Origin of the sequence: Dyadobacter sp. CY261 (assembly GCF_021440085.1) — a bacterium.
GTDB lineage: Bacteria > Bacteroidota > Bacteroidia > Cytophagales > Spirosomataceae > Dyadobacter.
The window spans coordinates 1-11,924 of record NZ_JAKCPW010000009.1; the positions used below are offsets into that span (position 1 = coordinate 1).

Consider the following 11,924-nt stretch of genomic DNA (forward strand, 5'->3'; position numbering starts at 1 on the left):
AACAAATGTCAGTCTGGCTATAACAAATGTCAGTCTGGCTATAACAAATGTCAGTCTGGCTATAACAGATGTCAGTCTGGCTATAACAAATGTCAGTCTGAGCGCAGTCGAAGACAGCACGTGCATGCCCTTCGACTGTGCTCAAACTGACAAAAACCTGCTCGGGGCAACGTGCCAAACATTAGTCATTAACTTTTAGCGTTGAATAGCCTTTGGTATTCGCTGTATAAGGGTCCTTTCCAAAACTTTTCAATTTCAACACCACATCCTTGGAATTGATTTCGGAAAGCAGCAGGTCCGAAGGCAACAGGTTCATGTAATCGAACGAAACGGGCAGACTTACCGCGCTTTCTACAAATTCGAGGCCGTAAAGTGGATACACGCTGAATGGCGTTTTAGTCAGCCAGATTTTCTCCTGTGTTCCCGAAGTTGCGTAGGTCAGGTCGTATTCAGTGCTGGTAAAGCCGAATTCCTCCCTTTTGTTCTCCGTGGGAACGACATAAGTCTTAAAATCATCCTGTTGCTGCTTTTTGGTATCTATATCCGGCTTAAACTCCTTCACCACCTCGTTGACCCTGACCTTTTTCCCATCCTCGTCCGTTCCGCAGAAAATATATCTGCCATCGGGAAAGGCAATCACGAAATCAAAGCTTTTACCACCCTGGCCAAAGCTGGTTTCCTTCACAAAACACATAGCGCCGGTTACAGGATCCAAATGTATTTTGAGGGCGCCACTGGACTTGTCGGCTTTGTTTTGATAATCGAAAACCAGGGCATGACTAAAATAATATTGGCCTTTATCTGGCTTCCAGAGCAATGCACGCTGCTTGTCGGCAGGAATTTTCTTTGGCGCTTGCGCCATCGCTGGGGCAATAGCACCCAACAAGCCGACCAAAAGCACTATAATGGTTAAATATCGTTTCATTTCACAGGTATTTAAAATGAATGCAAGCTAAAAAGAGCCCGTCGAAAAACCATACCATCGCTACAATTTCCCGAATTGCACACGTCGGGTGAACACTATATTAAATTTACACATCCGGCAGAACCCACTGATTTTATTTGAGCTACTGGTCGACAGCGCGTCTCATGCGAGCATTTGACGCGAACAGTGTAAATTGCACCGCATTTGCCATATCCCATGAGCCTTCAATTCCAGACAAAAAACATTACACTTGCGCCAGGTCGCCGCATTTACTTCGCTTCGGATTTTCACCTTGGAGTACCCACCGCTGCCGCAAGCCGTGAACGTGAAAAACGCATTGTAACTTGGCTTGATTCTATCCGGCATAATGCACAGACCATTGTTCTGGTGGGTGATATTTTTGATTTCTGGTTTGAATACAATCGCGCTGTTCCCAAGGGTTTTGTGCGTTTGCTGGGGAAGTTGGCCGAATTGACTGACGAAGGGATCGAACTGATCATTTTTACAGGGAACCACGACATGTGGATGTCGGGCTACCTGACAGAAGAACTAGGCGCTCCTGTTTACCGAAATCCGGTTGATTTTAAAGTCAGATCGCAAGCAGGCGAGAAAAACCTGCTTGTGGGGCATGGCGACGGCCTCGGCCCCGGGGACAATACTTACAAGTTTTTGAAGAAAGTATTCGAAAACCGGTTCTTTCAGGGGCTATTCCGAATCGTGCACCCGGACGTAGGCATGTGGATCGCCTCCGAGTGGTCGAAGCGCAGCCGTTTAGCTAATGTAAACAAGGGCGAAGAAAGATTTCTTGGCGCAGACAATGAATGGTTGTTTCAATATTGTCGCGAGGTGGAGGCGTCGATGCACCATGATTTCTACATATTCGGGCACCGGCACCTGGTGCTGGATATGCATGTCAGCGCCCGCTCGCGGTATATTAATCTGGGGGAATGGGTTACACAGCAGCATTATGCTGTGTTCGATGGAAATGAATTGCAGTTAAAAAAGTTTGAACTGGCAGGCCATTAATTACTGGTCCTTTTCTTTGCAGCTTCTACTTCGCTCGGGCTTGGTATAATGAAATCCTGCTTGGTGATATTCTCACGCGGCGTAGCATTCAGCTCCTTGCTCCAATCCTTTTGCTTCAAATCGCCATTTTTAACCGACTTGATAAACTTAGCCCATGCAAACGGGTTCAGGAACGGGAAACTCGTAGCAAATCCCTTATTGGCAGCGGATTCCCGTCCAAACATTAACTGGTCCATAGAATACCGATAGTTTGTCTGCGCGTTATTAGGCACCTGGGCAGCCATACGATTGATATAATCGGGATCGGTACTTTTCGCCAAAGCGTCGCGTTCCGCCTGATCAGGCAACTTGAGTGCGAGGAAAGCCTTTTTAAATTCTTCCTCGGTTGAATACGGGTAAATTGTTACACCCGAAAGTGTTACAACATCTTCCCGCAATGCAACAATCGCTGAATACAGCTCGGAATTATAGTTTCTGGGTACAATATGGTATTGCTTTTTGAAGCCCACATAGCTGAACACAATGCTGTCGCCCGGGAAAACAGGAATTGTGAAAGAACCATCGCTTTTCGCAAGCGTTCCCCGTCCCGCGTTCACGATGAAAATAGTGGCACCCGGCAATCGTTCGGTGGTTTTGCCTCCCACAACCACGCCGGAGAAGATAATCGCCTTTTGTTCACCCTGAGCAAATGCCTCCCGGCCACACAACATTCCCGCAAGCACGAGGAAAAATATAAAAAAACTCCGTTTCATTCCTTCCAGATTACGCTCCGGGATTGACACCCCCGAGAGCTTTGATTAGCATAATAAGTTTCCCTTCGAATAGTGTCTGCGAAAAGCGTGTAAAATTTCGTTCCTCATTTTACAAACGACCCAAGTAACCGCGGATTGCCCCACGTTTTATACAAAGCTGCTTTACTCAGGAAAATAACTTTAAAAAAGTAACAATAAATGGTGCCGACAGCAAAAGTCCATCGAAGCGATCGAGAAAGCCGCCGTGCCCGGGAATGCTGGTTCCGGAGTCTTTGATCGCGATGCTCCGCTTAAATAACGACTCTACCAAATCTCCGTACGTGCCCGCCACGACGATAATCGCCCCGATGCAATACCACTTCCAGGGTTCGAAGGTACGGAAATATTGCCCGAGCGCAAATGCAATAATCCCCGCAAAAACTGCACTGCCGATCGAACCCTCCCAGGATTTTTTAGGTGAAATGCGTTCGAACAGTTTTCTTTTCCCAAACTTGGTACCTGCGAAATACCCACCAATATCAGAAGCCCAAAGCAACAGCAGGCTGCCCAGAACGATCTCATAATTATATGTTCCGCCCCGCAAAGCCATCACAATGATCAGCGCGAAAGGTAATGCCACGTAAATAATGCCCAGAAACGTAAACCCGATATTCGTGAAAGGTTTCAGGTCATTCTTTTTGTACAGTTTGATAAAAAAGATCATTGATAGCAACGGACTGATAATGAAGTAGTTTTCAAACTCAACAATATCCTGTTCTATCAGATACGCAAGAAGTATCATGACTGTGCCACAGAAGGTGCCATAATAGGTCAACGGCTGGTTACCGTCGAGGCCAAGCAGCTTATAAAATTCGAGCTGCGTTAAAGAGCTGATAGCACAAAAAAGCAGTAAAAACGACCATTCGCTGTAAATTATGCAACTGATAATGACAAATACGCCTGCAAGCCCCGTGATGGTCCTTTGCTGTAAATTACTCAGACTGTTTAAGCGCTTCTTCATTCGTCAGTATGGTTTGAGCCGTTGCAAGGTCGGCCGCGGGCACATGCACTTCACACATTCCGAAAATCGGATAGCTGCTGTCCTGCTTATTGACTATCACCGCTGCGATTCCGTTCTGTTCTAAGATTTCACGGGCTATTTCGGCCCGGATCATTTGTCCGCTCTGGTAGGCCTTCGCCCAATTCTCCTCCATGAATTTCTGAAATGTTAAATTTTCTTAAAAGTTATGTGGTAAAACCTGTTTTCGCCGTTTCTCCGTTCTTTTTGATCACCCCGAGTATGACCGTGGAAACCACCAGCGACGCCAGAATTAGTATAAACGGCATCGACTTAGCCTCCTCAATATTGATTTTGACAATCCCCACATTATGCAAGTACATCATTACCAGCACAAAACCGTTGTTTACAAAATGCGCAAGCACAGCCACCCAAATGTTTCCCGTCCAATAATACAGATAGCCGAACAATGCACCAAGCATCATCCGCGGCAGAAAACCGTAAAACTGGAAGTGAATAGCGCTAAAAATAGCCGCAGACAGCCACACCGCGACGTGGATATTACGCAATTCCTGGAAAAGCTTCGTTTGAATAACACCCCGGAAAAGTGCTTCCTCTCCCAGCGCCGGGAGGAGGGTCACCACAAACAACGCAATCAAAAGTTGACTTAAACTATCATACCCAGTGAGAAAATCAGTCATGACAGAAAGCTGATCTTCCTTATCACGCATCCATTTTTCAAGCCCCGATAATGCATCCGGCAAATCCATGGCTGCGTTCCATTCGATAAACTTGCTGTTCACCGGGATAAATGCAAGTACTAGCAAAAAAGCAAGTCCCCAGATGTGCCAGGCCGGAGTCCGTTCGGTGCTGAACTGCCTGATATTGCGGCGTTCGATATAGAACCAGTAAATCAGCGTCGGCAGCAGGTAAGAACAAAAGTGGACGGTACCTTGCATGATCATTAAAGCATTCCACCCGTCCGGTATTTTCTCAGGCTCGGCAAATAACTGTGTGAGCAATGATGTAACGCTTTCAGTATCCGCTTTGAGGTAAACGGCAAGGACCATTACAGCCAGCACATTTCCCACAGCCATCCCGATAAGCATGAAGCCGACTAATACCAATAAGCTGCCCCAGGTGCCGGGTACACGGGATACGGCCAGATTCGGGTTACTATTTTGCATAATTGGTGTAAATTTACAGTTTATTATCAATTTGTAAACAAGGGCTTCGCAAACCGGCCCGGGTAAAGGGGTTACCTTCCGGGGAGTTCCACTCCGGGAAGTTCCACTCCGGGAAGTTCCACTCCGGGGAGTTCCACTCCGGGAGTTCCACTCCGGGACATACTACTGCGAAGTGCTTATGATGGCTTATGGTTAAGATTGGAAATATTGAGTTGAGTGACTTCCCGCTGCTGCTGGCTCCGATGGAAGATGTGAGCGACCCACCGTTCCGTGCAGTTTGCAAGGAAAACGGTGCAGATTTGATGTATACCGAGTTTGTATCGTCGGAAGGTCTGATCCGTGATGCAGCCAAAAGCGTTCAGAAGCTGGATATATTTGAATATGAAAGACCGGTGGGCATTCAGCTCTTCGGCAGCGACGTGGAAACGATGGGCTCATGTGCGGAGATCGCTTCTCGCGTCAACCCCGACCTCATCGATATTAACTACGGCTGCCCGGTCAAAAATGTCGCCTGCCGTGGCGCAGGGGCTGCATTATTGCAGGACATTCCTAAGATGGTCAAAATGACCGAATCCGTTGTTAAATCGACGCATTTGCCTGTGACTGTAAAAACGCGGCTGGGCTGGGATGATAATACCCGGAACATCGAAGAAGTAGCAGAGCGTCTGCAGGACATTGGGATTAAGGCATTGTCCATTCACGGACGAACCCGTGTGCAGATGTACAAAGGCTCCGCCGACTGGTCGCTGATCGCCAAAGTGAAGGAAAACCCGCGCATCACCATCCCTATTTTCGGTAATGGTGATATCGATACGCCCGAAAAGGCTTTGGAATATAAAAACAGATATGGCGTCGACGGCATTATGATCGGCCGTGCATCTATTGGCAATCCCTGGGTGTTCAACGAGATTAAGCATTATCTCAGAACCGGCGAAAAACTGCCGCCTCCTACGATGGAGCAGCGCGTGGACGTTTGCCGCAGGCACCTCGAATTCTCGATCCGTTGGAAAGGCCCGGTGGCCGGTGTTTTTGAAATGAGAAGGCATTATACCAACTATTTCAAAGGGCTGGAACACTTTAAGCCCTACCGCATGCGTCTCGTGGAAGCACCTACATTTGACGAACTCGAAAGTATCCTCAAAGAAATTTCGAACGATTACAGCGAAATAGTATGCTAAAAATAAACGTGGGCAACAAGCCGCAGGGCGAGCAATCTGAAAACGGCAATACATTTGACATAGATCATCAGCAGAATGCCTGGTTTATCGATGGAAAAGCTTTTGAAGGCGATATTGTCGCCCTCGGTCATAACCGGTTCCACATTATTTGGAAAAATAAATCATACAATATCGAAGTGATCGACCGCAATCCGGCGGAGAAATCGACTCATCTACTCATCAACGGGCAGCATTACTATACTTCGGCCAAGGACGACCTTGATCTTCTGCTCGAAAAAATGGGTATGCAAAACAACGCTTCTCAAAAAATCAACAATGTAAAAGCACCCATGCCGGGCCTGATCCAGTCCATTGCCGTGGCCGAGGGCGACAGCATTGCCAAAGGCGACAACCTGCTCGTGCTGGTAGCGATGAAAATGGAAAATGTGATCAAATCATCTGGTAGTGGTGTCATTAAAACCCTGAAAGTAGCACCCGGGCAGATTGTGGAAAAAAACCAGGTATTATTGGAGTTTCACTAAATAACTTGTGAATCTGAACTTCGTCCGCTTATTTTTACAGATCAAAACACCACATCCCAACCATGCCGGAACCAAAATTCAAACGTTTATTACTGAAACTCAGCGGAGAAGCACTCAACGGGGGCGATAAAGCCCAGGTCATCGACTTTAACATTCTCGACAATTACGCAAAGGAAATCAAAAGGATTACTGAGGTTGGCGTACAGGTTGCAATCGTCATTGGTGGTGGGAATATTTTTCGCGGAGCTTCCGTGGAAAAATCAGGGATAGACCGTGTTCAAGGCGATCATATGGGCATGCTGGCAACCGTGATCAACGGGATGGCCATTCAGAGCTCATTGGAAAAACATGGTATGAACACGCGTTTGATGTCTGCGATCAAAATGGAGCAGGTTTGCGAACCATTGATCCGCCGCCGCGCAGTTCGTCACCTCGAAAAAGGGCGTGTGGTAATTTTCGGGGCAGGAACTGGTAATCCTTATTTCACAACCGACACTACGGCTGGCCTTCGCGCGATCGAGTCGGAATCGGAAGTGGTATTAAAAGGAACCCGTGTTGACGGCGTTTACACGGCCGATCCGGAGAAGGACCCGACCGCTACCAAATATGACCAGCTTTCGTTTGACGAAGCGCTATCCAAAAATCTTAAGATCATGGACCTTACCGCATTTACATTGTGCAAGGAAAACGATCTTCCGATCATCGTATTCGATATGAATAAGCCCGGTAACCTATACGATCTGGTAATGGGTGGAAAAGTCGGAACGCTGATTTCGAACCAATAGAAAAATACAGCTTATTATAACACAATGGAAGAGATAGAATTATATCTGGACGACGCCAAGGATACCATGGAAGGCGCAATCAAACACCTTATCATCGAATTAGGTAAAATCCGCGCCGGAAAAGCATCTCCACAAATGCTGGAAGGTCTTCAGATCGAATACTATGGTTCAATGACGCCGATCCAGAACGTGTCGACGATCAATACGCCCGATGCACGGACACTGGCAATCAAGCCTTTTGAGAAAAAGATCATCAACGACATCGAAAAGGCCATCCGTAACAGTAACCTAGGCTTTTCTCCTTCCAATGATGGCGAAATGATCCGGATTTCTGTTCCCCCATTGAATGAAGAACGCAGACGCGAGCTGGTAAAACGTGCCAAAAATGAGATCGAAACAGCGAAGATCAATGTCCGTAACATACGTCAGGACGCCAACAACTCCTTGCGCAAACTGACAAAAGAAGGCGTTTCCGAAGATCTGGTAAAATCCAGTGAGGACCGCGTTCAGAAACTGACAGACAGCTACATTGCCAGGATTGAACAGATATTCTCCATCAAGGAAAAGGAGATCATGGAAGTATAACAACGACTGATTCCCTACCTTAACCATCAAAAAACCCGCTTTACGCGGGTTTTTTGATATGAATCTATTAGAAAATAGGCGGCCGACGGCCGACCACTGAAGATACTTTTTATTTATTGGCGCTGAATCCTTCGAAACCGCGGTGATTTGACTCCTCGTACAGACGCTCTTTCGGCAAGCTGCGGAAATAATCGTAAGTAATGCGTAAACCTTCCTCACGCGACACCTTTGGCTCCCATCCAAGGATTTCCTTTGCTTTCGAAATATCCGGCTGGCGCTGTTTGGGATCATCCTGCGGAAGAGGTTTATAGACCACTTTCTGATCGGTGCCTGTCAGCTTGATAATCTCTTCTGCGAACTGCCCGATGGTGATTTCCCTGGGGTTACCGATGTTGACAGGTAAAGAATAATCGCTCATGAGCAAACGGTAAATCCCTTCCACCAAATCATCGACATAGCAGAATGAACGGGTTTGTGAACCATCACCAAACACAGTAATGTCCTCACCACGCAATGCCTGGCCCATGAATGCCGGTAATACGCGTCCGTCGTTCAGGCGCATTCTGGGCCCATAGGTGTTGAAGATGCGGACAATACGGGTTTCCAGATCATGGTAGCGGTGGTATGCCATCGTGATCGCCTCCTGGTAACGTTTCGCCTCGTCGTAGCAACCGCGTGGGCCGATCGGGTTCACGTGGCCCCAATACTCCTCGGTTTGCGGGTGTACCAGCGGGTCGCCATACACTTCCGAAGTGGAAGCGATGATGAAACGTGATTTTTTGGCGCGGGCCAATCCCAGCAGGTTGTGCGTTCCCATTGCTCCTACTTTAAGCGTCTGGATAGGGATTTTCAGATAATCGATCGGACTTGCTGGGGATGCAAAGTGCATGATGTAGTCGAGCTCGCCCGGCACGTGCACATATTTAGTCACATCATGATGGTTAAACTCGAAGTTCGGGTCTGGCATCAAATGCTCGATATTGCGCATATCACCCGTGATCAGGTTGTCCATCCCGATCACATACATTCCCTCCTTTAGAAAACGCTCGCAGAGGTGCGAACCCAGGAAACCTGCTGCTCCCGTAATTAAAACACGTTTCATTAAGATGAGTAAGTTAGAGTATTTACTAATTTATGATCAGGCCGGCACCACCTTCTCGCGACCGATGCTGTAATAAGTATACCCCATTTCGCGCATCTGATCAAGTTCGTACAGGTTCCGGCCATCAAAAACCACTTTATTTTTCAGCAGTTTACTCATTTTTTCAAATTCCGGCGTACGGAACTGGGGCCATTCGGTAAAGATCATCAATGCATCCGCATCGTCGAGCGCCGCGTAGGGCGTGTGGCAGAATGTCACTTTATCGCCTAAGACACCCTTTACGTTGGTCATTGCCTCCGGATCGTAGGCTACTACTTTCGCCCCGGCCGCGAGCAATGCTTCGATGTTTTCCAATGCAGGTGCTTCACGAATGTCGTCAGTGTAAGGTTTGAATGCCAATCCCCAAACTGCGATCGTTTTGCCCTTAAGACCATCTGCAAAATAGCCTTCCACCATCGGAAGCAACTTCCTCTTCTGGTCATCGTTCACATCCATCACCGATTTCAGAATGCGGAAATCGTAATCAAAATCTTTGGATGTTTTGGCCAATGCCTGTACATCCTTCGGAAAACAGCTACCACCATAGCCGATTCCTGCGAAAAGGAAGCGTTTGCCGATACGGCTATCTGTTCCGATACCACGACGAATATCGTCCACATTGGCACCGACTTTCTCGCAAAGATTCGCGATTTCATTCATGAAAGTAATTTTCATCGCCAGGAACGAGTTCGCCGCATATTTGGTCATTTCAGCCGATCGCTCATCCATGAAGATAACAGGGTTACCCTGACGCACCAATGGCGCATAAAGCTTCTCCATTACCTTTTTGGCTTTTTCCGAGGTTGTACCCACCACTACGCGGTCGGGTTTCATGAAATCTTCCACGGCTACGCCCTCGCGAAGGAATTCAGGGTTGGACACCACATCGAAATCAACTTTCGCATTTTTAGCGATCGCTGCACGCACTTTTTCGGCCGTCCCCACAGGAACCGTACTTTTGTCGATGATTACCGCATACTGGTCAAGGATCGGACCGAGGTCGTCGGCCACCTTGAGAATATATTTGAGGTCGGCGGAGCCATCTTCACCGGGAGGGGTTGGTAATGCGAGGAATATTACCTGCGCATCTTTGATACCTTCGAGCAGGTCGGTTGTGAACAACAATCGCCCTTCCGCCACATTGCGGTCGAAAAGCACGTCGAGGCCCGGCTCGTAAATGGGTATTTCTCCTTTTTGAAGGCGTTCCACCTTTCTAACGTCGATGTCGACACAAGTTACCTGGTTGCCTGTCTCGGCAAAGCACGTACCTGTCACCAAGCCAACGTATCCTGTTCCTACTACTGCAATTTTCATAAACGATTAATTATTGTATAGCTGTTTCGGCACTTGTTTAATAAAAATCCGGGAATTGTACTTAACTAAGTCCAGAGTCTATGGATGGTTGCAAAAGTAATTTTTTTAAGCGAATCTTCACCTCCGCCATTTCGATTTGTTCGTTAGAGGCTAGCGATTTTGTCGCATTCTCACTATCATTGGGTAATCACACAAATATAATCATCAACACCTATGGACACACGAGAAAAAGAGATAGCTAAAAACCCTTCTGACGAGATTTGTGACCTTATCAAGGAAACCGTCAGGGATTTCGCCGTGCTTCACCTTAAGCCGCATACCCGCACCTGGGACGAGCAGCAGCATTTTCCAAAAGAACTTTTCAAAGCCATGGGCGATCTCGGCCTCATGGGAATGGTCATTCCGGAAAGCCTCGGCGGAGCCGGTCTGGGCTACCGGGAATATGTTACGGCAATCATAGAACTGGCTAAGGTAGACCCTTCCATCGCATTGTCGATGGCTGCACATAATTCTCTTTGTACCAATCATATATACATGTTCGGTAACGACGAACAAAAGCAAAAATACCTGCCCGGCCTCGCTTCGGGGACGCTTGTGGGCGCCTGGGGCCTTACCGAGCCGAATACCGGGTCCGACGCCGGCAATATGCGCACAGTGGCTGTCAGAGATGGGAACGACTGGGTAATTAATGGGTCTAAAAACTTCATCACCAATGGAAAAAGTGCTGATGTGCTCGTAGTGATAACCCGAAGCGGCGAGCCCGGTGATAAGCACGGCGCCACTGCATTTGTGATCGACAGTAATACGCCCGGTTTCAGTGCGGGTCGCAAAGAAGATAAGCTCGGAATGCGTGCTTCTGAAACGGTGGAGTTGCTTTTTCAGGATTGTCGCATCCCCGACAGTCAGAGATTGGGAGAGATCGGCGACGGATTTATCCAATCCCTCAAAATACTGGATGGCGGCCGCATTTCCATCGCCGCTTTGGGGGTCGGTACTGCATGGGGTGCATATGAAGCAGCATTGGCTTATTCCAAAGAACGCAAACAGTTCGGCAAAGCCATTTGCGACTTCCAGGCCATCGCATTCAAACTTGCAGATATGTACACGGACGCACAAGCGTCATCCTTGCTCACATTCCATGCTGCTGCATTGAAAGATGCTGGCGAAAAAGTGACGCTGGCAAGCTCCGTAGCGAAATACCATTCATCGGAAACGGCGGTGCGCATCGCTAATGAGGCCGTGCAGATTTTCGGGGGTTATGGTTTTGTCAAAGATTACCCTGCCGAAAAATTCTACCGCGACAGTAAGCTCTGCACCATCGGTGAAGGCACCAGTGAGATTCAGAAAATGGTGATTTCAAAAGAGATTTTGAGGAATTAAATCCCAACATCCATTATTAGTTAAGTAAAAATGAGTGCATCCCAACCGGCTAATAATTGAACCTGACCGGCTGGACTTTAATATCCAAATTTTCAAAAAGAGGCACAAATATCGTTACTCCCGCCCCAAACTA

General features: G+C 47.6%; 13 protein-coding genes. 6 read left to right on the forward strand and 7 right to left on the reverse strand.

What is annotated here, in order from left to right; genetic code table 11:
* Positions 1-181: 181 nt before the first annotated feature.
* Complete coding sequence (locus tag LZD49_RS23435; protein ID WP_234670114.1) at positions 182-925, reverse strand: hypothetical protein; 744 nt, start codon at positions 923-925, stop codon at positions 182-184.
* 216 nt (positions 926-1,141) lie between these two features.
* Here LZD49_RS23435 and LZD49_RS23440 point away from each other — a divergent pair, with 216 nt between their 5' ends.
* Complete coding sequence (locus LZD49_RS23440; protein WP_234670115.1) at positions 1,142-1,951, forward strand: UDP-2,3-diacylglucosamine diphosphatase; 810 nt, start codon at positions 1,142-1,144, stop codon at positions 1,949-1,951.
* On the opposite strand, the gene LZD49_RS23445 is transcribed toward LZD49_RS23440, so the two are convergent.
* The 4 genes from LZD49_RS23445 to LZD49_RS23460 form a co-directional block, all read right to left on the reverse strand.
* Positions 1,948-2,703: a carboxypeptidase-like regulatory domain-containing protein gene (locus LZD49_RS23445; RefSeq protein WP_234670116.1), complete on the reverse strand. Its 756-nt coding sequence runs from the start codon at positions 2,701-2,703 to the stop codon at positions 1,948-1,950. The genes LZD49_RS23440 and LZD49_RS23445 overlap by 4 nt on opposite strands.
* Before the next feature lie 166 nt (positions 2,704-2,869).
* A complete protein-coding gene (locus tag LZD49_RS23450) occupies positions 2,870-3,703 on the reverse strand; it encodes a phosphatidate cytidylyltransferase (RefSeq protein ID WP_234670117.1) in 834 nt (277 codons plus the stop codon).
* Positions 3,675-3,896, reverse strand: a complete 222-nt coding sequence (locus LZD49_RS23455; RefSeq protein ID WP_234670118.1) for a DUF2007 domain-containing protein — start codon at positions 3,894-3,896, stop codon at positions 3,675-3,677. The genes LZD49_RS23450 and LZD49_RS23455 overlap by 29 nt, the downstream gene beginning before the upstream one ends.
* A gap of 31 nt (positions 3,897-3,927) precedes the next feature.
* Positions 3,928-4,887, reverse strand: coding sequence for a CPBP family intramembrane glutamic endopeptidase (locus LZD49_RS23460; protein ID WP_234670119.1), 960 nt, complete (start codon positions 4,885-4,887; stop codon positions 3,928-3,930).
* 188 nt (positions 4,888-5,075) lie between these two features.
* Here LZD49_RS23460 and dusB point away from each other — a divergent pair, with 188 nt between their 5' ends.
* The 4 genes from dusB to frr all read left to right on the forward strand — a co-directional run bounded on the left by dusB (position 5,076) and on the right by frr (position 7,956).
* The gene (gene dusB, locus LZD49_RS23465; protein WP_234670120.1) at positions 5,076-6,065 is read left to right on the forward strand and encodes a tRNA dihydrouridine synthase DusB; all 990 of its coding nucleotides are present in this window, start codon (positions 5,076-5,078) and stop codon (positions 6,063-6,065) included.
* Positions 6,059-6,586 carry a biotin/lipoyl-containing protein gene (locus LZD49_RS23470; RefSeq protein ID WP_234670121.1) on the forward strand — a complete coding sequence of 176 codons (528 nt, stop codon included), beginning with the start codon at positions 6,059-6,061 and terminating at the stop codon, positions 6,584-6,586. The genes dusB and LZD49_RS23470 overlap by 7 nt, the downstream gene beginning before the upstream one ends.
* Positions 6,587-6,648: 62 nt before the next feature.
* Entirely contained in the window at positions 6,649-7,371 is a 723-nt protein-coding gene (pyrH, locus tag LZD49_RS23475; protein WP_234670122.1) for a UMP kinase, read from the forward strand.
* Between the two features lie 24 nt (positions 7,372-7,395).
* The gene (gene frr, locus LZD49_RS23480; protein WP_234670123.1) at positions 7,396-7,956 is read left to right on the forward strand and encodes a ribosome recycling factor; all 561 of its coding nucleotides are present in this window, start codon (positions 7,396-7,398) and stop codon (positions 7,954-7,956) included.
* A gap of 109 nt (positions 7,957-8,065) precedes the next feature.
* On the opposite strand, the gene LZD49_RS23485 is transcribed toward frr, so the two are convergent.
* A complete protein-coding gene (locus tag LZD49_RS23485) occupies positions 8,066-9,058 on the reverse strand; it encodes a UDP-glucuronic acid decarboxylase family protein (RefSeq protein ID WP_234670124.1) in 993 nt (330 codons plus the stop codon).
* 36 nt (positions 9,059-9,094) lie between these two features.
* Positions 9,095-10,411 carry a UDP-glucose/GDP-mannose dehydrogenase family protein gene (locus LZD49_RS23490; protein WP_234670125.1) on the reverse strand — a complete coding sequence of 439 codons (1,317 nt, stop codon included), beginning with the start codon at positions 10,409-10,411 and terminating at the stop codon, positions 9,095-9,097.
* 213 nt (positions 10,412-10,624) lie between these two features.
* Between LZD49_RS23490 and LZD49_RS23495 the strand changes: the two genes are divergently transcribed.
* Complete coding sequence (locus LZD49_RS23495; protein ID WP_234670126.1) at positions 10,625-11,791, forward strand: acyl-CoA dehydrogenase family protein; 1,167 nt, start codon at positions 10,625-10,627, stop codon at positions 11,789-11,791.
* The last annotated feature ends 133 nt before the right edge of the window (positions 11,792-11,924 follow it).

What these genes read in the sequence shown, in the direction of transcription:
- LZD49_RS23450 (WP_234670117.1), bottom strand. Translation starts at nt 3,703, where the DNA reads ATGAAGAAGCGCTTAAACAGTCTGAGTAATTTACAGCAAAGGACCATC.
- LZD49_RS23460 (WP_234670119.1), bottom strand. Translation starts at nt 4,887, where the DNA reads ATGCAAAATAGTAACCCGAATCTGGCCGTATCCCGTGTACCCGGCACC.
- LZD49_RS23485 (WP_234670124.1), bottom strand. Translation starts at nt 9,058, where the DNA reads ATGAAACGTGTTTTAATTACGGGAGCAGCAGGTTTCCTGGGTTCGCAC.
- LZD49_RS23455 (WP_234670118.1), bottom strand. Translation starts at nt 3,896, where the DNA reads ATGGAGGAGAATTGGGCGAAGGCCTACCAGAGCGGACAAATGATCCGG.
- LZD49_RS23490 (WP_234670125.1), bottom strand. Translation starts at nt 10,411, where the DNA reads ATGAAAATTGCAGTAGTAGGAACAGGATACGTTGGCTTGGTGACAGGT.
- pyrH (WP_234670122.1), top strand. Translation starts at nt 6,649, where the DNA reads ATGCCGGAACCAAAATTCAAACGTTTATTACTGAAACTCAGCGGAGAA.
- LZD49_RS23435 (WP_234670114.1), bottom strand. Translation starts at nt 925, where the DNA reads ATGAAACGATATTTAACCATTATAGTGCTTTTGGTCGGCTTGTTGGGT.
- LZD49_RS23440 (WP_234670115.1), top strand. Translation starts at nt 1,142, where the DNA reads ATGAGCCTTCAATTCCAGACAAAAAACATTACACTTGCGCCAGGTCGC.
- LZD49_RS23495 (WP_234670126.1), top strand. Translation starts at nt 10,625, where the DNA reads ATGGACACACGAGAAAAAGAGATAGCTAAAAACCCTTCTGACGAGATT.
- dusB (WP_234670120.1), top strand. Translation starts at nt 5,076, where the DNA reads ATGGTTAAGATTGGAAATATTGAGTTGAGTGACTTCCCGCTGCTGCTG.
- frr (WP_234670123.1), top strand. Translation starts at nt 7,396, where the DNA reads ATGGAAGAGATAGAATTATATCTGGACGACGCCAAGGATACCATGGAA.
- LZD49_RS23445 (WP_234670116.1), bottom strand. Translation starts at nt 2,703, where the DNA reads ATGAAACGGAGTTTTTTTATATTTTTCCTCGTGCTTGCGGGAATGTTG.
- LZD49_RS23470 (WP_234670121.1), top strand. Translation starts at nt 6,059, where the DNA reads ATGCTAAAAATAAACGTGGGCAACAAGCCGCAGGGCGAGCAATCTGAA.